Source organism: Streptomyces sp. NPDC033131 (genome assembly GCF_055578365.1).
Genome location: NZ_JBVIPA010000007.1, coordinates 46,850 through 64,601 on the forward strand (window position 1 = coordinate 46,850; position 17,752 = coordinate 64,601).

Annotated in this window: 18 protein-coding genes; 11 read left to right on the top strand and 7 right to left on the bottom strand. The window is 72.1% G+C overall.

Annotation, left to right across the window (positions count from 1 at the left end):
* Window positions 1-126: 126 nt before the first annotated feature.
* Window positions 127-1,407, top strand: a complete 1,281-nt coding sequence (locus ACZ5XS_RS12030; RefSeq protein WP_468650271.1) for a threonine aldolase family protein — start codon at window positions 127-129, stop codon at window positions 1,405-1,407.
* Here the strand turns inward: ACZ5XS_RS12030 and ACZ5XS_RS12035 are convergent.
* Window positions 1,325-1,540, bottom strand: coding sequence for a hypothetical protein (locus tag ACZ5XS_RS12035; RefSeq protein ID WP_468650273.1), 216 nt, complete (start codon window positions 1,538-1,540; stop codon window positions 1,325-1,327). The two genes, ACZ5XS_RS12030 and ACZ5XS_RS12035, sit on opposite strands and share 83 nt — an antisense overlap.
* A gap of 160 nt (window positions 1,541-1,700) precedes the next feature.
* On the opposite strand from ACZ5XS_RS12035, the gene ACZ5XS_RS12040 reads away from it, so the two are divergent.
* Window positions 1,701-2,807 carry a DUF5937 family protein gene (locus tag ACZ5XS_RS12040; RefSeq protein WP_468650274.1) on the top strand — a complete coding sequence of 369 codons (1,107 nt, stop codon included), beginning with the start codon at window positions 1,701-1,703 and terminating at the stop codon, window positions 2,805-2,807.
* A 15-nt stretch (window positions 2,808-2,822) separates the two neighbouring features.
* Here the strand turns inward: ACZ5XS_RS12040 and ACZ5XS_RS12045 are convergent, their stop codons facing one another.
* Both ACZ5XS_RS12045 and ACZ5XS_RS12050 read right to left on the bottom strand, forming a co-directional pair.
* Window positions 2,823-3,494 carry a response regulator gene (locus ACZ5XS_RS12045; RefSeq protein ID WP_468650276.1) on the bottom strand — a complete coding sequence of 224 codons (672 nt, stop codon included), beginning with the start codon at window positions 3,492-3,494 and terminating at the stop codon, window positions 2,823-2,825.
* Between the two features lie 57 nt (window positions 3,495-3,551).
* Window positions 3,552-4,754 carry a sensor histidine kinase gene (locus ACZ5XS_RS12050; RefSeq protein ID WP_468650278.1) on the bottom strand — a complete coding sequence of 401 codons (1,203 nt, stop codon included), beginning with the start codon at window positions 4,752-4,754 and terminating at the stop codon, window positions 3,552-3,554.
* Between the two features lie 118 nt (window positions 4,755-4,872).
* Here ACZ5XS_RS12050 and ACZ5XS_RS12055 point away from each other — a divergent pair, with 118 nt between their 5' ends.
* Complete coding sequence (locus ACZ5XS_RS12055) at window positions 4,873-5,916, top strand: SAM-dependent methyltransferase (RefSeq protein ID WP_468650280.1); 1,044 nt, start codon at window positions 4,873-4,875, stop codon at window positions 5,914-5,916.
* On the opposite strand, the gene ACZ5XS_RS12060 is transcribed toward ACZ5XS_RS12055, so the two are convergent.
* Window positions 5,881-7,032 (bottom strand): NADH-quinone oxidoreductase subunit D, encoded by a 1,152-nt coding sequence (locus ACZ5XS_RS12060; RefSeq protein ID WP_468650282.1) that lies wholly within the window; start codon window positions 7,030-7,032, stop codon window positions 5,881-5,883. The two genes, ACZ5XS_RS12055 and ACZ5XS_RS12060, sit on opposite strands and share 36 nt — an antisense overlap.
* A 31-nt stretch (window positions 7,033-7,063) precedes the next feature.
* Between ACZ5XS_RS12060 and ACZ5XS_RS12065 the strand changes: the two genes are divergently transcribed.
* Both ACZ5XS_RS12065 and ACZ5XS_RS12070 read left to right on the top strand, forming a co-directional pair.
* Entirely contained in the window at window positions 7,064-7,567 is a 504-nt protein-coding gene (locus ACZ5XS_RS12065) for a PH domain-containing protein (protein ID WP_468650284.1), read from the top strand.
* Window positions 7,564-8,901, top strand: a complete 1,338-nt coding sequence (locus tag ACZ5XS_RS12070; RefSeq protein WP_468650286.1) for a PH domain-containing protein — start codon at window positions 7,564-7,566, stop codon at window positions 8,899-8,901. The genes ACZ5XS_RS12065 and ACZ5XS_RS12070 overlap by 4 nt, the downstream gene beginning before the upstream one ends.
* Before the next feature lie 55 nt (window positions 8,902-8,956).
* Here the strand turns inward: ACZ5XS_RS12070 and ACZ5XS_RS12075 are convergent, their stop codons facing one another.
* A complete protein-coding gene (locus ACZ5XS_RS12075; RefSeq protein ID WP_468650288.1) occupies window positions 8,957-10,294 on the bottom strand; it encodes a hypothetical protein in 1,338 nt (445 codons plus the stop codon).
* A 162-nt stretch (window positions 10,295-10,456) separates the two neighbouring features.
* Window positions 10,457-11,584, bottom strand: a complete 1,128-nt coding sequence (locus tag ACZ5XS_RS12080; protein WP_468650290.1) for an alpha/beta hydrolase — start codon at window positions 11,582-11,584, stop codon at window positions 10,457-10,459.
* Window positions 11,585-11,773: 189 nt separating this feature from the next.
* Between ACZ5XS_RS12080 and ACZ5XS_RS12085 the strand changes: the two genes are divergently transcribed.
* The 6 genes from ACZ5XS_RS12085 (at window position 11,774) to ACZ5XS_RS12110 (ending at window position 17,073) form a co-directional block, all read left to right on the top strand.
* Window positions 11,774-13,585, top strand: coding sequence for a phosphatidylglycerol lysyltransferase domain-containing protein (locus ACZ5XS_RS12085; RefSeq protein WP_468650291.1), 1,812 nt, complete (start codon window positions 11,774-11,776; stop codon window positions 13,583-13,585).
* A gap of 177 nt (window positions 13,586-13,762) precedes the next feature.
* Complete coding sequence (folP, locus tag ACZ5XS_RS12090) at window positions 13,763-14,671, top strand: dihydropteroate synthase (RefSeq protein ID WP_468650293.1); 909 nt, start codon at window positions 13,763-13,765, stop codon at window positions 14,669-14,671.
* A complete protein-coding gene (locus ACZ5XS_RS12095; protein WP_217235005.1) occupies window positions 14,668-15,171 on the top strand; it encodes a nuclear transport factor 2 family protein in 504 nt (167 codons plus the stop codon). Before folP ends, ACZ5XS_RS12095 begins: the two co-directional genes overlap by 4 nt.
* A gap of 343 nt (window positions 15,172-15,514) precedes the next feature.
* Window positions 15,515-15,874 carry a dihydroneopterin aldolase gene (gene folB / locus ACZ5XS_RS12100; RefSeq protein ID WP_217235004.1) on the top strand — a complete coding sequence of 120 codons (360 nt, stop codon included), beginning with the start codon at window positions 15,515-15,517 and terminating at the stop codon, window positions 15,872-15,874.
* On the top strand, window positions 15,871-16,482 hold the full coding sequence (gene folK / locus ACZ5XS_RS12105; protein ID WP_468650296.1) for a 2-amino-4-hydroxy-6-hydroxymethyldihydropteridine diphosphokinase: 612 nt from the start codon (window positions 15,871-15,873) through the stop codon (window positions 16,480-16,482). The genes folB and folK overlap by 4 nt, the downstream gene beginning before the upstream one ends.
* A 105-nt stretch (window positions 16,483-16,587) precedes the next feature.
* Entirely contained in the window at window positions 16,588-17,073 is a 486-nt protein-coding gene (locus ACZ5XS_RS12110; RefSeq protein WP_468650298.1) for a DUF3180 domain-containing protein, read from the top strand.
* 12 nt (window positions 17,074-17,085) lie between these two features.
* On the opposite strand, the gene folE is transcribed toward ACZ5XS_RS12110, so the two are convergent.
* On the bottom strand, window positions 17,086-17,691 hold the full coding sequence (gene folE, locus ACZ5XS_RS12115; RefSeq protein WP_468650300.1) for a GTP cyclohydrolase I FolE: 606 nt from the start codon (window positions 17,689-17,691) through the stop codon (window positions 17,086-17,088).
* Window positions 17,692-17,752 lie beyond the last annotated feature (61 nt).

The window sequence follows — 17,752 nt, forward strand, 5'->3', positions numbered from 1 at the left end:
CCGGACGATTTCTCGTCATGTTAACGCGATCGGTTCCGGGGGCGTCCGGTTGTCCACAGGCTGTGGGTTGCGGGAGGACGGAAATGCGCATGCCCCCGCAGACCGGCGCACGGCATGATCCGGAGCATGACGGACACGGTGGAACCGGACGGGGAACAGTCGGCGCCGGAGCGGCTGCGGGAGCGGCGGGCGGCCGCCTGCCTGGGGGCGGAGCGCGTCCTGTCCCGAGCGGGCTTCCGCGGCACCCTGCGCGAACGGCTCGCATGGCTGCAGGAGGCGGCACCCCAGGTGTACGACCTCGACGAGCCCGGCGACATGTACGGCAACCGGATCGTGGAGGCCCTCGAGGACCGGGTCGCCGCGCTGCTGGGCACGGAGGCGGCCGCGTTCTTCCCGACCGGCACCATGGCCCAGCAGATCGCCCTGCGCTGCTGGGCGGGCCGTACCGGCAACCCCACCGTGGCGCTGCACGCGTTGGCCCATCCCGAGGTGCACGAACGAGGCGCGCTCAGCGAGGTCGCCGGGCTGCGCCCGGTCCGCCTGACGAGCGAGCCCCGGCTGCCGACGGCCGAGGAGGTGCGCGGCTTCGAGGAGCCCTTCGGGGCGCTGATGCTGGAACTGCCCCTCAGGGACGCCGGTTTCGTGCTGCCCTCCTGGGAGGAGCTGACGGAGGTCGTGGAGGCGGCGCGCGAGCGCGACGCGGTGGTGCACTTCGACGGCGCCCGCCTGTGGGAGTCCACCGTCCACTTCGGTCGCCCCCTGGACGAGATAGCGGCGCTGGCGGACAGCGTCTACGTGTCGTTCTACAAGTCCCTCGACGGCTTCGGCGGCGCGGCCCTGGCCGGCCCCGGGGCCCTCGTGGAGGAGGCGAAGACCTGGCGGCACCGGTACGGCGGCATGATCTTCCAGCAGTTCCCCACAGTGCTGTCGGCGCTGGTGGGCCTGGAACGCGAGCTGCCCCGGCTGCCGCAGTACGTGGCCCACGCGCGCGTGGTCGCCGCCGCGCTGCGCGAGGGCTTCGCCGAGTCCGGCGTTTCGTGGGCGCGTGTCTTTCCCGAACAGCCGCACACCCACGAGTTCCAGGTCTGGCTGCCGTACGACCCGGACGTCCTCGCCGAGGCGGCCGTCCGGCAGGCCGAGGAGACGAAGACACTGCTCTTCGGCGTCCCCTGGGGCCGGGGCGGACCCGGCCTGGGCACCACCGAGGTGACCGTGCGCGCCGACGGCCTCGGGTGGACGGCCGACGACGTGAAGGCAGCGGTCGCGGACTTCGTCGCGCGCGTGACCGAGGTGGCCGGTGCAGCGGCGGCAACAGCCCAGGCGGTCAGCAAGCGGAACGCGGGCCCGGCCGCAGCCACCGGCCCAGGGCCTGACGGACCCGCCCGCGGGCCGGGCGCTCGGCGATGACCGCACGGAACCGGGCGTCAGCGCGCAGCTCGCGCACGGCCTGCCGGTCGTGCGCGCCGGGCGCGGGCGGCGCGGGCTCACCGAGGCGCTGGGCCCGGTAGGTGTCGAGGAGGTACTGCTGCGTGATGCTCATGGCGGATCGCCTTCTCGGGACGCTTTCCAGGGACGGGGACGGGCTTCGCGGCCGCCCCGGTGATCCCAGGCTGCGCCCCCTGCGGCGGCGACGTCGCGTCGATTGACGGCCGCCGTCAATCGAGGGCGGCGTTGTCAGTGGCGGGGTGCACCATGAGGGCATGAGCGTGAGCATCGACGTCGCGGGGCTGCGGCCGGAGCGGGTCGCCGTCGTGACCTCGCCCCTGGCCGAGCTCGGCATGGCGCTGCACGCGCTGTCCGAGCCGGGGCACCATCCGGGCCTGCAGGGCTGGGTGACGAGCGTGACCGCGGGGCTCGACCCGCATCTGGCCGACCGGATGTGCGAGGCGGACTTCCTGTGGCGCACGACGTTCTCGGACCTCTTCCTGCCGTGCGCGGGCATCCCGGGCCGGGCCGCGCTGCCCGGTGCGACCCTCGCCGAGGAACTGTCCCTGCTGGACAAGCTGACGGACGAACAGTTCGTGGACGCGGCCCTGGAGTTCACCTGCGCCCTGCCCTACACCTCGAGCGGGCCCGCCGTGCTCGCCGACCCCGAGCTGCGCCGGCGGGCGCTGGAGCTGGCCGCAGCACGCGGGCCGCAGCAGGTGCGGTTCAGTGAACGGCTGCTGGCCGACCCGCCGCGGATCCGGGCCTGGCTGCGGCAGTTCCTGGAGGACTGCGACGAGGCGTTCTTCGCGGAGACCTGGTCCCGGCTGCGCCACCAACTGGCGGCGGACGCGCGGCACAAGACGGACCTCCTGCGGCGCAGGGGCCTGGCCGAGGCACTGGCCTCGGTGTCCCCGGCGGTGGCGCTCGACGAGTCGGCCGCGCGCATCACCGTCGACAAGCTCGGCGACGGCCATACGGCCACGAAGGACGGCGGTCTGCTGCTCGTCCCGACCAGCCTCGGCCGGCCCCACCTGATGGTCCTGCACCGGCACGACTGGCAGCCGGTGCTGCACTACCCGGTCGGCTCGCCGGCACTCGCCGCCCCGCCCTCGGTCGAGCAGTTGACGCTTCGGATGGCCGCCCTGTCCCACCCGGTGCGGATGCGGCTGTGCCGCAGCCTGGCCCGCAGCGCGTTCACGACCGGCGAGCTGACCCTGGTGCACGGCATGACCGCGCCCGAGATATCCCGGCACCTGAGCGTGCTGAAGAAGGCGGGCCTGGTCACCACCCGCCGCCGCGGCCGGTACGTCCTGCACCAGCTGGACGTCACGGTGGTGGCCCGGCTGGGCAGCGACTTCCTGGAGGGCGTACTCCGCTAGCGGCAGAAAGCCGCCTCAGCCGAGTCCGCCCGCCCGGACCAGCCCCGTCTCGTACGCCAGGACCACCACCTGCACCCGGTCCCGCAGCCCCAGCTTGGTCAGGATGCGGCCCACATGGGTCTTCACGGTCGCCTCGGACAGCACCAGCCGGGCCGCGATCTCGCCGTTGGACAGACCCTGGGCGACCAGCACCATGACCTCGCGCTCACGGTCGGTGAGCCGCTCCAGCTCCTTGAACTGGGGTTCCTTGCCGGCGCTGGGGAGCATGGGCGCGAAGCGGTCGAGCAGGCGGCGCGTGGTCGAGGGCGCCACCACGGCGTCACCGCTGTGCACCGCGCGGATGGCGGCCAGCAGTTCGCCGGGCGGCACGTCCTTGAGCATGAAGCCGGAGGCACCGGCCTTCAGCCCGGAGAAGGCGTACTCGTCCAGGTCGAAGGTGGTCAGGATCAGTACCTTCGGGGGGTCGGACTCCATGCAGATGCGGCGGGTGGTCTCCACCCCGTCCAGCTTCGGCATGCGCACGTCCATCAGCACGACGTCGACGGCGCTCGCGCGCAGCACCTGGAGGGCCTCGACGCCGTCGCCCGCCTCCGCGACGACCTCCATGTCCGGCTGGGCGGCGAGCACCATCCGGAACCCGGTGCGCAGCAGCACCTGGTCGTCGACGAGCATCACGCGGATCGTCATCGGGGCCTCTCTTTTTGCTGGGTCGTTACAGGTGTCAACGAAAGACGTGCGTCGGTGTCAGTGCGCCGGTTTGAGCGGGAGCAGGGCACTGATGCGGAATCCTCCGCCGGGACGCGGGCCCGCGTCCAGGGTGCCGCCGACCATGCCGACCCGCTCACGCATGCCGATCAGGCCGTGACCGGCACCATCGGCCCCGCCCTCCTCGTACAGCTCGTGCGGGGCGCCCTTGCCGTCGTCCTCGACGAGCAGACCGAGCCCGTCGTCGAAATAGACCAGGCGGACGCTCGCACCCGCGTTCGGCCCGCCGTGCTTGCGGGTGTTGGTGAGCGCTTCCTGCACGATGCGGTAGGCGGTGAGTTCGACGCCGCTGGGCAGCGGCCGCGGGGTGCCCTCGATCTTGAAGTCGACGGGCAGGCCGGAGCCCCGGCACTGCTCGACGAGCTCGTCGATCTGCTCGACGTCGGGCTGCGGAACGTACTCGCCGCCCTCCTGGTGCTCGCCGGTGCGCAGCACGCCCAGCAGGCGGCGCATCTCGGCGAGGGCCTGGCGGCCGGTGGAGGAGATCGTCTCCAGGGCCTTCTTGGCCTGGTCGGGGGCGGCGTCGAGGACGTAGGCGGCGCCGTCGGCCTGCACCACCATCACCGACACGTTGTGCGCGACCACGTCGTGCAGTTCGCGCGCGATCCGGGCGCGCTCGGCGGCGACCGCGACCTTGGCCTGGGCCTCGCGCTCCTTCTCCAGGCGCGCGTTGCGCTCCTCCAGCTGTGCGAAGTAGGCGCGGCGGGTGCGGATCGAGTCGCCCAGCACCCAGGCCAGCACGAACGGCACCGTCAGGAAGATCATCTGCGCGAGGTTGCCCAGCGTGCCAGTGTCGTCGTTCCACCAGCGCAGTTGTGCCAGGGGAGCGGCGAACAGGCCTGCGGCCAGCGCGAGCCGGGAGGCCCAGCGGGCGCCCGTCGCGGCCACGGTGTAGGCGATCACCAGGAAGGCGAAGTCGGCGGCCGTCGTCTCCACGTCCAGCACGAGCTGCGCCACGCCCAGCGCCATGGCCAGCAGCAGCATGTTCTCCGGCATGCGCCGGCGCAGCGCGATGACCAGGCACAACAGGAGAACGATCGGGACGACGACCGCCGGGGCGTCGGTGCCCCGCGCCTCCTGACGGGTGGTTTCCCCCACCACCGAGATCCCGAACAGGAAGACGGCCCAGAAGCCGTCGACCCACGTCGGGTGCCTGCGGAGGAAGTCATAGAGGCGTTGCACGTAACCCAGCGTAGGGAAGGGAGATGCGTGCAGGGGTCAACCGGAGGACCGATCCCTGTCCCGCGCGCATACTCCGCAAGGTGGAGGCCCCGTTCCCCTGTACGCCTAACCTGACGGCGTGACGCGCGAGGAGACGGTGGGTGAATGGCTCGGTTGGCGGGCGGCCACGGAGGCCGCTCTGTACGGACCGGAGGGTTTCTACCGCAGGCCCGAGGGCCCGGGTGCGCACTTCCGTACGTCCGTGCACGCCTCCCCGTTGTTCGCCGAGGCCGTGGCCCGGCTGCTGTGCCGGGTCGACGGGGCGCTGGGGCGGCCCCGGGCGCTGGACTTCGTCGACCTGGCCGCGGGGCGGGGCGAGCTGGTCACCGGCGTGCTGGCCGCGCTGCCCGCCGACGTGGCCTCCCGCGCGCGCGGGTACGCCGTCGAGGTCGCCGACCGGCCCGCCGGCCTCGATCACCGGATCGAGTGGCTGGCCGAGCCGCCGAAGGGCATCACCGGCCTGCTGTTCGCCAACGAGTGGCTGGACAACGTGCCCGTGGACGTCGCCGAGGCCGACTCCGCGGGCGTACCGCGGCAGGTGCTCGTACGGCGGGACGGGCGCGAGCGGCTCGGGGAGCCGGTCTCCGGTCCTGCGGCGCGGTGGCTCGCGCGCTGGTGGCCCCTGCCGGCCGAGGAGGGACTGCGGGCCGAGATCGGCCTGCCCAGGGACGAGGCGTGGGCGGCGGCGGTCGCGACCGTCGGCCGAGGGCTCGCGGTGGCGGTGGACTATGCGCACCCCGCGGGCGCGCGTCCCCCGTTCGGGACGCTCACCGGCTTCCGGGAGGGACGCGAGACGGCGCCCGTGCCGGACGGGTCGTGCGACATCACGGCGCACGTCGCCCTGGACGCGTGCGCGCTCCCCGGTGGGCGTGTGCTGACCCAGCGCGAGGCCTTGCGCGCCTTGGACATCTCCGGCGCACGCCCCCCGCTCGCGCTCGCCTCCACCCAGCCCGCGGCCTACGTGCGCGCCCTGGCGAGCGCCGGGGAGGCCGCCGAGCTCACGGCGACGGGCGGCCTCGGCGACTTCGGGTGGCTGCTGCAGCCGGTGGGCATTCCGGCCGGAACCCCGGACGCACCACTGGACGGCCTACTTGTCGATGTCGCCGACCACGAAGAACAGTGACCCCAGGATCGCCACCATGTCCGCGACCAGCGTGCCCGGCAGCAGCACCGCGAGTGCCTGGATGTTGTTGTACGAGGCGGAGCGCAGCTTCAGCCGGTACGGGGTCTTCTCGCCCTTGCTGACGAGGTAGTAGCCGTTGATGCCGAGCGGGTTCTCGGTCCACGCGTACGTGTGGCCCTCGGGCGCCTTGAGGACCTTGGGGAGCCGCTGGTTGACCGGCCCGGGCGGCAGACCGGCGAGCCGGTCGAGGCAGGCGTCCGCGAGGTCGAGGGCGTTGTGCGTCTGCTCCAGCAGGACCTCGAAGCGGGCGAGACAGTCGCCCTCCTTCCGGGTCACCACCTTCAGGGTGTCCTGCAGCTCGCCGTAGGCCAGGTACGGCTCGTCGCGGCGCAGGTCGAAGTCGACGCCCGAGGCGCGCGCGATCGGCCCGCTCACTCCGTAGGCGTGCACGGCCTCCGGTGCGAGGACGCCCACGCCCCGGGTGCGCCCCCGGAAGATCTCGTTGCCGAGCACCAGATCGTCGTAGACGTCCATCCGCGAGCGCACGGAGGCGACGGCGGCACGCGCGCGTGTGGTCCAGCCGGCCGGGAGGTCCTCCTTGAGGCCGCCGACGCGGTTGAACATGTAGTGCATGCGCCCGCCGGAGACCTCCTCCATGACGTTCTGGAGCGTCTCGCGCTCCCGGAACGCGTAGAAGACCGGGGTGATGCCGCCGAGCTCCAGGGGATAGGACCCGAGGAACATCATGTGGTTCAGCACCCGGTTCAGTTCCGCGAGGAGCGTGCGCGTCCACACCGCGCGCTCGGGGACCTCCATGCCGAGCATGCGCTCCACCCCGAGGACGACACCCAGCTCGTTCGAGAAGGCCGACAGCCAGTCGTGGCGGTTGGCGAGCATGATGATCTGGCGGTAGTCGCGCGCCTCGAACAGCTTCTCCGCGCCGCGGTGCATGTAGCCGATGACCGGCTCCGCGTGCTGGATCCGCTCGCCGTCCAGCACCAGCCTGAGGCGTAGGACACCGTGGGTGGACGGGTGCTGGGGCCCGATGTTGAGCACCATGTCGGTGCTCTCCGCGGCGCCGCCGATACCGACCATGGTCTCCGTCGTAGGAGTCATGGACACAGTCTCTCCTACGTACGCTGGCCGTATGGAGACGGGGAGCACGGCGGACACGGGGACCACGGGGGACGAGCCGGTGTGGATCGGGCTCCCACCGGGGCTGCTGCGGATGCGGCGGATGTTGCTGGTGGTGTGGCTGGGGCTGCTGGCTCTGGGGCTCGGACTGCTGCTCGGCCTGCTCGTGGGGCCGGTCTGGTCCCTCTTCGCGCTGCTGCCGCCGGCCCTGACGGTGTGGGGCTGGGTGATGCTCGGCCGCAACTGGCGTTCCTGGCGCTACGCCGAGCGCGCCGACGACCTGCTGATCAGCCGGGGCGTCCTCTGGCAGGAGGAGACCGTCGTGCCGTACGGGCGGATGCAACTGGTCGAGGTCACCTCCGGACCCGTCGAACGCCACTTCGGGCTGGCCAGCGTGCAGCTGCACACCGCGGCCGCGGCGACCGACGCGACCATCCCGGGCCTCGCCCCGGACGAGGCGGAACGGCTGCGCGACCGGCTCACCGAACTCGGCGAGGCCCGATCGGCGGGCCTGTGACGGCGCCGGGCGTGGGTGAGGCCATACCCGAGAAGCCGCCGGTCACCGAGCGGCGGCTGCACCCGGTGACGCCGCTCAGGCGGGCCTGGGCGCCGATCGCCGTGATCATCGGGTGGGCGGTGCACGACCCCAGCCAGGCACAGGAACAGCTGACGAGGCTGACCACGACCACGCTGCTGATCTCTCTCGCCGTGTTCGTGCCGGCCGCCGCGCTCTACGGCTTTCTGACCTGGTGGTTCACTCACTTCGCGGTGACCGACACCGAACTGCGCATCCGTACCGGCCTGCTGTTCCGGCGCGCCGCGCACATCCGGCTCGAACGCATCCAGGCCGTCGACGTCACCCAGCCGCTGCTCGCCCGGGTGGCGGGGGTCGCGAAACTCAAACTCGACGTCGTGGGCGCGGACAAGAAGGACGAACTCGCCTTCCTGGGCGAGGGCGAGGCGCGGGCCCTGCGCGCGGAACTCCTCGCCCGCGCCGCCGGCTTCGCGCCCGAGACGGCACACGAGGTCGGCGAGGCGCCCTCCCGCGAGCTGTTGCGCGTGCCGCCGGGCGTCCTCGCCGTCTCCCTGGTCCTGACCGGCGCGACCTGGGGCACGCTGGTCGCCGCGATCGTCGTACCGACGGTGCTGTGGCTGGCCACCCACAGCGTGTGGACGGTTCTCGCGACCGCGCTGCCGCTGCTGGGCGCGGCGGGCGCGAGCAGTGTGGGGCGGTTCGTCGCCGAGTACGACTGGACGGTGGGCGAGTCGCCGGACGGGCTGCGGATCGACCACGGGCTGCTGGACCGTACGCACGAGACGGTGCCTCCCGGGCGCGTGCAGACCGTACGGATCGTGGAGCCGTTGCTGTGGCGGCGGCGCGGCTGGGTGCGGGTGGAGCTGGACGTGGCCGGCTCGTCCAACTCCGTGCTGGTGCCGGTCGCTCCGCGGGAGGTCGCCGAGTCGGTCGTCGCGCGCGTGCTGCCCGGCGTGACCGTGCCGCCCGTGTCGGCGCTGTCCCGTCCGCCGCGGCGGGCCGCGCGGTGCGTGCCATGGTGGTGGCGCGGCTACGGACTCGTCGTCACCGACGCGGTGTTCGCGGCCCGGCGCGGCCTGCTGCGGCGGAGTCTGTCGCTCGTCCCGCACGCGAAGGTGCAGAGCGTACGGCTCGCGCAGGGGCCCTGGCAGCGCCTGTGGCGCGTCGCCGACGTCCACGTGGACACGGGGGCCAACAAGACGGTCACAGCCCGGCTGAGGGACGCTCAGGAGGCTGCCGAGCTGCTGCGGGGGCAGGCCGAGCGGTCCCGGACGGGACGGAAGGTCGCGCGACCGGACCGCTGGATGGCGTCCTGAAAACCGGACCGCTGGATGGCGTCCTGAAAAGCAGAGCCCTGCCGGCGCACGGACGTTACGAGACCGCGCTCCGCAGCCCCTGTACGTCGATCTGCTCCGTCTCGTCGTGTGCGGTCAGGTCGATGACCTGGCCGACGCCACGGGACTCCTCGTCCGCCGGCTTGAACTCCGCCTCGGACTCGGCCTTGTGGAGAGCGAGCGCCTCCTGGCCGACGACGTCGGCGAGGTCCTCGTTCTGGACGGCGGCCAGCGCCGCCGGGGCCGCGCCCTTCTGCATACCGAAGAAGTCGAAGCCGCCCTCCACCAGCGGGCGCCGCGCGGGCGTCGCCGGTGCGACCGCCACCGCGGTCGGCGCGACGAAGTGTCCGGAGGGCTGCCGGCCCGGCTGGGCGGTCCTCGCCGTGGTGGTGGCGGCCGCGCGCTCATGCTCGTCGGCCGCCACGGGCTTCCCCCGCACCTCGTCCTCCTGCGCGGCCTCCGCCTCGGCGCCGCCGGCCGCCTCGGCCACCGTCTCCCCGGCCGAACCCACCTTCACCTGCTCGTCGTTCACGGAGTCCTTGGGGGCGGCCTTGGTCACGCCCTTGCGCCCGCTCTTCGGCGCGTCCTTGGGATCGCCCTTCGACTCGCCCTTGGTCGCGTCCTCGAGGTCGCCCTTCAGCTCGTCCTCGTCCTCGTCCTCGCGCTCGTCCTTGACCGCCGCGCCGTCGGCGGCGTCGGCGTCGGCGTCGGCGAGGCGCGCCAGCGCCCCCTTCGCCCGCAGGAACAGCCGGGAACCCTCAGGAGTGAAGATCGCCGGAGCCTCGGGCTCGCCTTCCGCCGCGGGTACGGTTTCGGCGGCCTCGTCCATCTCCTGGCCGGCTGGGGCAGCCACGCCCCCCGCGTCGGCCTCGGCCACGGGCGCGGCCTGCGCCGGCAACAGCTCTCGGGTGGTCGGACCGGACGCCTCTATCTCCAGCAGGCGGCGGCCCTCCAGGGCGCTCGCACGCTCGGTCTCCGCCGTGGCGTACCGCCGCAGCAGGGCCGCGTGTTCGTTGCGCAGCCCCGCGAGTTCCGCGCGCTTGGCCCGCAGCCGCTGCTCCAGCTTGACGCGCAGTTCGCGCGACTCGTCGAGGTCGGTCTCCAGTTCGGCGACCCGCTCCTCGAAGCGCCACTCGTCGCTCGCACGCGCGCGCGTGAGGTCGGCGACCTGTTTGCCCGCCTGCGTGTCCCAGTGACGCATGACGACCGCACCGACGACCGCCGTCGCCGCGGCGGCCGCGGCCAGACCACGGAGCACCATCTGCTCCGTGAACACCCAGGGGCCGAGCGCACAGACGAGTGAGACGCCTGCGATCGCCGACGGGGGCAGCATCCTGTGCAAGGGCGGGGAATGGCGGTGACGTCCACGTGGCATGGCCAGAAACTTACCGCGCGTAGGCGAATGATGGTGCCCCAGCCCGTAAAAACACAGCCATCCCGATGCCTTCACACGTCATCAGGAATCAGATCGGTCACCGAATTCGGCAGGATTGGCAAGACGGGGACGACAAGGCCGCCGAGAACCGCAAGATCATTTTCAGTGGTCGTCCAACCGTCCGCTGATCCACTGCATCGTCGCCGGTATCTCCCGCCGCCAGGTGTTGAAGTTGTGGCCGCCGCTTTCGAGGATGATCGAGGAGATCCGCGTCCGCCCGGTGTCCTTCACCCGCTCGATGAACTTCAGCGTGTCCTTGTAGTTCGCCTCACCGACCTTGCTGCTGGTGACGAGCAGTGAAGTGTCCGGTGCGGGCATGTGCTCGAGGTACCAGAACAGGTTCGCGCGGTCGCGCAGTGCCTTGTCGCCGTGGAAGAGGTCGCCCGTGGTCGGGTCGCTCGGCGCGTCGTAGTACGGCGACAGTCCCGCCCCGGCGGCGTACACCTCGGGGTGGTGCATCGCGAGCTTCAGCGCGCAGTAGCCGCCCGTGGAGTCGCCGATGATCCCCCAGCTGCCCGGCTTTTCGCCGACCCTGTAGTGGGCCCGTACGGCGTCGGGCAGATCCCTGGCGAAGAACGACTCGGTCTGCGGGCCTCCCGGCACGTCCACGCACTCGGTGTCCCGCGGCGGCGCCACCGTCGGCCGCAGCATCACCAGGATCATCGGCTGCATACGCCCGTTCCTGGCGAGGTTCCAGGCCGTGCGCGGAAAGTGGAGTTTGTTCACCAGCGCCTGAGCCGTACCCGGATATCCGGTGAGGACGACGGCCGCGGGAAACGTCCGCGTGCGGTACCGCGGCTGGAAGTACTCCGGCGGCAGATACACGTACGCGGGCGTGTGAATACGCGTCGCAGGGCCGGCAATGGCGACCTTCTGGATCTGCCCGCCGGCCTGCGGCCTCAGACCGCCCGTCTCGTACACCCGCCGTGTGTCGACCACCTCGAGAGGACCGCCGGACCCGAGGCCCTCGGTGTGGTCGACGACCACGCCCTGGCCCGTCTCCCGCCCGAACAGGTCCGCCCAGGAGGCGTAGAAACCGAAGGCCTGGTTCGCGGCGAGGCCCACCGACACGAAGAGCGCCAGCTGCGTGGCGAACAGCATGCCCACGCGCCCGCCGACGGCCCGCCAGTTCCGCCGCGCCAGCCGTGGCCACAGCCACACGGTGCCGACGAACAGCAGCACCGCGAAGAGCACCGACACCACCAGCGTCTTGTTGCTCGTGAGACCCATGGGTTCCTTCGTGAGGGCTTGCCCGGGACTTGCCCGGGGCTTTGGACCGGCTTGGGACGAGTCGAATGAACCTCGCCCCCTGAGACACCGTCCTAGAGGGCGCAATGTCGCCGGATGCCCGAATCGGGCCCGGATCCAAGCTCTCTCGCAGAACAACGGGATGCGATGTCTGTCAGGACAGATGAGGAAATGTCGGGCGAGGTTCCGACCGGTTCACACCGGGTGCGGCGCGTCCTGAGTGGTCCGCGCCCCGAGGCCGTCCCGGCCCTCGTCGGCAGAGCGTGCGCGCTCGTGGGCCTCGTGGACATCGCCGCGGGCGTCTTCCCGCGCTTCAGGCACAGCCGGATGCACACGATGGCCGAGGTGCTGCCCGGTGCGCTCGGACCCTTCGCCGCCGCGCTCTCGATCAGCGCCGGCGTCCTGTTGCTGCTGCTCGCCCACGGACTCAAGCGCCACAAGCGCCGGGCCTGGCGGGCGGCCGTGGTGCTGCTCCCGGCGGGCGCGGTGGCGCAGTTCACGTACCGGCACTCCCTTGTGGGCGTGCTCATCTCACTCGCGCTGCTCGCACCCCTGCTGCGCCACCGCGACCAGTTCGCCGCCCTGCCCGACCCACGCAGCCGGTGGCGGGCGCTCGCCAACTTCGTCCTGATGAGCGCCGGTTCGCTCGCCCTCGGGCTGGTCATCGTCAGCGTCCACCCCAACCGCATGGTGGGCGACCCCAGCCTGGCCGACCGCATCGCGCACGTCCTGTACGGCCTGTTCGGCTTCGAGGGGCCGGTCGACTACCAGGGCGACACGTCCTGGACGGTGGCCATGTCCCTGGGCGCCCTCGGCCTGCTCACCGCCGTCACGACGATCTACCTCGCCCTGCGGCCCGAGCACCCGGCCGCCCGCCTCACCGAGGAGGACGAGACCCGCCTGCGCGTCCTGCTGGCCAAGCACGGCGGCCGCGACTCCCTCGGCCACTTCGCGCTGCGCCGCGACAAGGCCGTCGTCTTCTCGCCCAGCGGCAAGGCGGCCGTCACCTACCGCGTCGTCTCCGGTGTGATGCTCGCCAGCGGCGACCCGATCGGCGACGTCGAGGCCTGGCCGGGCGCCATCGAGCGCTTCATGGACGAGGCCCGGGCCCACTCCTGGACCCCCGCCGTGATGGGCTGCTCCGAGACCGGCGGCGAGGTCTGGACCCGCGAGACCGGCCTCGACGCCCTCGAACTGGGCGACGAGGCGGTGATGGACGTCGCGGATTTCTCCCTCGCCGGCCGCGCGATGCGCAATGTGCGCCAGATGGTCAAACGCATCGAGCGCGCCGGTTACCAGACCCGGGTACGACGCGTCCGTGACCTCGGCGACGCCGAGCTGGACCGCATCCGCCGCGCCGCCGAGGACTGGCGCGGCACCGACACCGAACGCGGCTTCTCCATGGCGCTGGGCCGCATCGGCGACGCGGCGGACGGCGACTGCCTCATCGCCACGGCCCACAAGGCCGACGACCGGCCGGGGCAGTACGGCGACCTGAAGGCGATCCTCCACTTCGTGCCGTGGGGCACCAACGGAGCGTCCCTGGACCTGATGCGGCGGGACCGCTCGGCGGACCCGGGCATGAACGAACTGCTGATCGTGGCGGCGCTGCAGGCGGCACCGAGACTCGGCATCGAACGCGTCTCCCTGAACTTCGCGATGTTCCGCTCGGCCCTGGCACGCGGCGAGAAGATCGGCGCGGGTCCGGTGCTGCGCGCCTGGCGTGGCCTGCTGGTCTTCCTGTCCCGGTGGTTCCAGATCGAGTCCCTGTACAAGTTCAACGCGAAGTTCCAGCCCCGCTGGGAGCCCCGCTTCGTCGTCTACCGCGCCTCCGGGGACCTGCCCCGCATCGGATTCGCCGCCATGCAGGCCGAGGGCTTCGTCAACCTGGCCCTCCCCCTGCCACGCCTTCTCCGCCGCCGTCCGCCCGGCCCGCGCGCGTGCGCGCACGCCGTCGCGGAACGGGACGTCCGCGCGGCGTGACGGAACGGACCGCGGCGACGAGCGGCCGGCACGGACCGCGGCCACCAGGACAGGCCCGAGCGGAAGCCCCGCACCCTCCTCCGGTCCGGAGGCTTCCGCTCGGGCCGCACGTGTGCGCCCGTCGCGACAGACGGGCCTCGGGCCTTACGGCCCCGCCCCTGGGCCTACGCTGAACGTATGAGCAAGCAGAGCGGACGTGGGCGGGTCGCGGGCCTTCCGGAATGGGGCCGCTGCGCGGTCATGGGAGTCGTGAACGTCACCCCGGATTCCTTCTCCGACGGTGGCCGCTTCTTCGATACGACGGCCGCCGTCAAACACGGTCTCGACCTGGTCACCGAGGGCGCCGACCTCGTCGACGTGGGCGGCGAGTCCACCCGCCCCGGCGCCACCCGGGTCGACGAGGCCGAGGAGCTCAAGCGGGTCGTCCCGGTCGTCCGCGGCCTCACCTCGGAGGGCGTGACCGTCTCCGTCGACACCATGCGCGCCTCCGTCGCCGAACGGGCCCTGGCGGCCGGCGCGGCCCTGGTCAACGACGTCAGCGGCGGCCTCGCCGACCCCGCGATGGTCCCTGCGGTGGCCGCCGCGGGCGCCCCCTTCGTCGTCATGCACTGGCGCGGCTTCCTGGAGGGCGGCAACGTCAAGGGCGTGTACGACGACGTGGTCGCCGAAGTCGTCGACGAACTGCACGCACGCGTGGAGGCCGTTCTGGCGGGCGGCATCTCCCCCGAGCGCATCGTCGTCGACCCCGGCCTCGGCTTCTCCAAGGACGCCGGACACGACCTCACCCTCCTCGCCCACCTCGACCGCCTTCTCGACCTCGGCCACCCGCTGCTCGTCGCCGCCTCCCGCAAGCGGTTCCTCGGCCGCGTCCTCGCGGGGCCGCAAGGCGCTCCCCCGCCCGCACGCGAGCGCGACGCAGCGACGGCCGCCGTCTCCGCCCTCGCGGCGCACGCCGGCGCATGGGCGGTGCGCGTGCACGAGGTGCGCGCGACGGCCGACGCGGTACGGGTCGCGCGCGCCGTGGAGAGCGCGCGCTCCGCGGAAGGCGCACGCGCCGCGGGCAACGGCGCAGAAGGAGACAGGTGAGCGCCCCCCACACCGACGTCGAAGCGGTCGAACTCGCCAACACCGCCTTCTACGAGGCCCTGGAGCGCGGGGACTTCGAAGCGCTGGAGTCGCTCTGGCTCACCCCGACCGACCTCGGCGTCGACGAGGAATACCACGACCCGGCCGACGTCGGCGTGGTCTCCTGCGTACATCCCGGCTGGCCCGTCCTGACCGGCCGCGGCGAGGTCCTCAGGTCGTACGCCCTGATCATGGCGAACACGGACTACATCCAGTTCTTCCTCACCGACGTGCACGTGTCCGTCACCGGCGACACCGCCCTGGTGACCTGCACGGAGAACATCCTCAGCGGCGGTCCGGCCCCCGAGGGCGGCGAGGAGCTCGGCCCGCTCGTCGGCCAGCTGGTCGTCGCCACGAACGTGTTCCGCCGCACCCCCGACGGCTGGAAGATCTGGTCCCACCACGCCTCTCCGGTTCTGGCCGAGAACGACGAGGACGAAAGCGACGAGACCCCCGCCTGAGCGGGTAGGCGGATTTACAGGGCCACAGGGGGCCACGGGGCCACAAAGCCCACAGGCCCCGCAGGACAGCGGCCCCGGCCCCCGGAGCTCCCGCCAGCCCCCGGGACCGCCCGCAAGGACCAAGAAGTGGTTGGAATCGCCGACCCTGGGTAGGGGCGGCTACCAGCCCGTGAGCCGCCGGGTTCTCCAGGGGAAACGCACGGTGAAACCTCCTGAACCCGGCCCGGGCCGCGACCCCGTGGCCCGGCCCTGTCAGTGCTCGCAGGTAGATTCGTTCGAGGCCGGTGTACCGCCCGCACGCGGTACGAACCGGCCGTCACCGACGATTGCAGGAGTGATTCGCGTGGATCGTGTCGCGCTGCGCGGCCTCAAGGCCCGCGGGCACCACGGCGTGTTCCCCAAGGAGCGCGAGGAAGGCCAGACCTTCATCGTGGACCTAGTCCTGGGTCTGGACACCCGGCCGGCCGCCGCCGACGACGACCTGGCGAAGACCGTGCACTACGGCATCGTGGCGGAGGAGGTCGTGGCCGTCGTCGAGGGCGAGCCCGTCAACCTCATCGAGACGCTCGCCGAGCGCATCACCCAGGCCTGTCTGAAGCACGAAGGCGTCCAGGAGGTCGAGGTCACCGTCCACAAACCGGACGCACCGATCACCGTCCCCTTCGACGACGTGACCGTCACCATCACCCGGAGCCGAGTATGACCGCGTTCTTCACCGGAGGTCAGAGCGACCCGACCGTACAGCCGGTACCCGCCTCCGTCGTCGAGAAGGTCGACGCCGCCGACACCACCCTGCACAACCCGAAACGAGCCGTGATCTCCCTCGGCTCCAACCTGGGCAACCGCCTGGAGACACTCCAGGGCGCCATCGACGCCCTGGAGGACACCCCCGGCGTCCGCGTCAAGTCCGTCTCCCCCGTGTACGAGACGGAGCCGTGGGGCGTCGAGCCCGGCAGCCAGCCGTCCTACTTCAACGCGGTCGTGGTCCTGAAGACCACCCTGCCCCCGTCCTCCCTCCTGGAGCGGGCGCACGCCGTCGAGGAGGCCTTCAACCGGGTGCGGGACGAGCACTGGGGCCCGCGCACCCTCGACGTCGACATCGTCACGTACGCCGACGTCGTCACCGACGACCCGCACCTGACCCTCCCCCACCCGCGCGCCCACGAACGCGCCTTCGTGCTCGCCCCCTGGCACGACGTCGAACCCGAGGCCCAGCTGCCCGGACGCGGTGCGGTCGCCGCCCTCCTCGACACCCTCACCCGCCACGGCGTAGAACCCCGCAAGGACCTGGAACTCCGGCTGCCCGAGTAGCCGTTAAGGTCAAGACGACCCTGGGGCGGCCGGACATGACGGCCGGACCGGACGGGTCATCACGACCACCGTCCGGGACCACGGCCGGGGACCTGAAGGGACACCGTGAGAGAGCTGCGCATCAGGCTGCTGGCCGGCGTCTTCGCCATCGCCGGGATCCTGTCCTGGGCGGGCGCCCGCCTCTGGAACTCGGTCGGGACCCTCCCCAGCGTCCCTCTGGCCGCCCCCATCGTCCTCACGCTGATCGCCGCGGTCCTGCTGTCCACGGCGCTCTCCATCCGCGCCCGCCTCAAGGCCCAGCGTGAGCGCCGCCCCGAGGCCAAGGGCGTCGACCCGCTCATGGCGGCCCGCGCGGTCGTCTTCGGCCAGTCGAGCGCCCTGGTCGCCGCTCTCGTCTCCGGGATGTACGGCGGCACCGGCGTCTTCCTGCTGGAGTCCCTCGACATCCCGGCCCGCCGGGACCAGGCCATCTACGCCGGCTTCTCGGTCCTCGCGGGCATCGCCGTCATAGCGGCCGCGATCTTCCTGGAGCGCGTGTGCAGGCTCCCGGAGGACGACGACCACAGCACGGGGGCGGCTTCGGCGGCGTGACGCCGGTGGCCCTCAGCGGGCCATGATGAGGCTCATGGCCTCGTTCCGCGTCGCCGCGTCCCGCAGCTGCCCGCGCACGGCCGAGGTGAGGGTCTTGGCGCCGGGCTTGCGGATGCCCCGCATCGACATGCACATGTGCTCGCACTCCACGACCACGATGACACCCCGCGGCTCCAGCATCTCCATCAGGGAGTCCGCGATCTGCGTGGTGAGTCGTTCCTGCACCTGCGGGCGCCGGGCGTAGACGTCCACCAGGCGGGCCAGCTTGGACAGACCGGTGATCTTTCCGGTGGTGGCCGGGATGTAACCGACGTGGGCGACGCCCCTGAACGGCACGAGATGGTGCTCACACGTCGAGTACACCTCGATGTCCTTCACGAGCACCATCTCGTCGTGCCCCATGTCGAACGTCGTCGTCAGCACGTCCTCCGGGCGCTGCCACAGCCCCGCGAATATCTCCTTGTACGCCCGCGCGACCCGCGCCGGAGTCTCCCTGAGGCCCTCTCGGTCCGGATCCTCGCCGACCGCGATCAGCAGTTCACGTACGGCGTTCTCGGCCCGCTTCTCATCGAACTCGCCGATGTAGCCCTCGCCGTCCAGCGTCACGGGGTCGGTCATCTGGTGCCTCGTTCCTTAGCCTTTCGCGCGTGTGGGCCGCGCGCCGCACTGCCGGCATGCA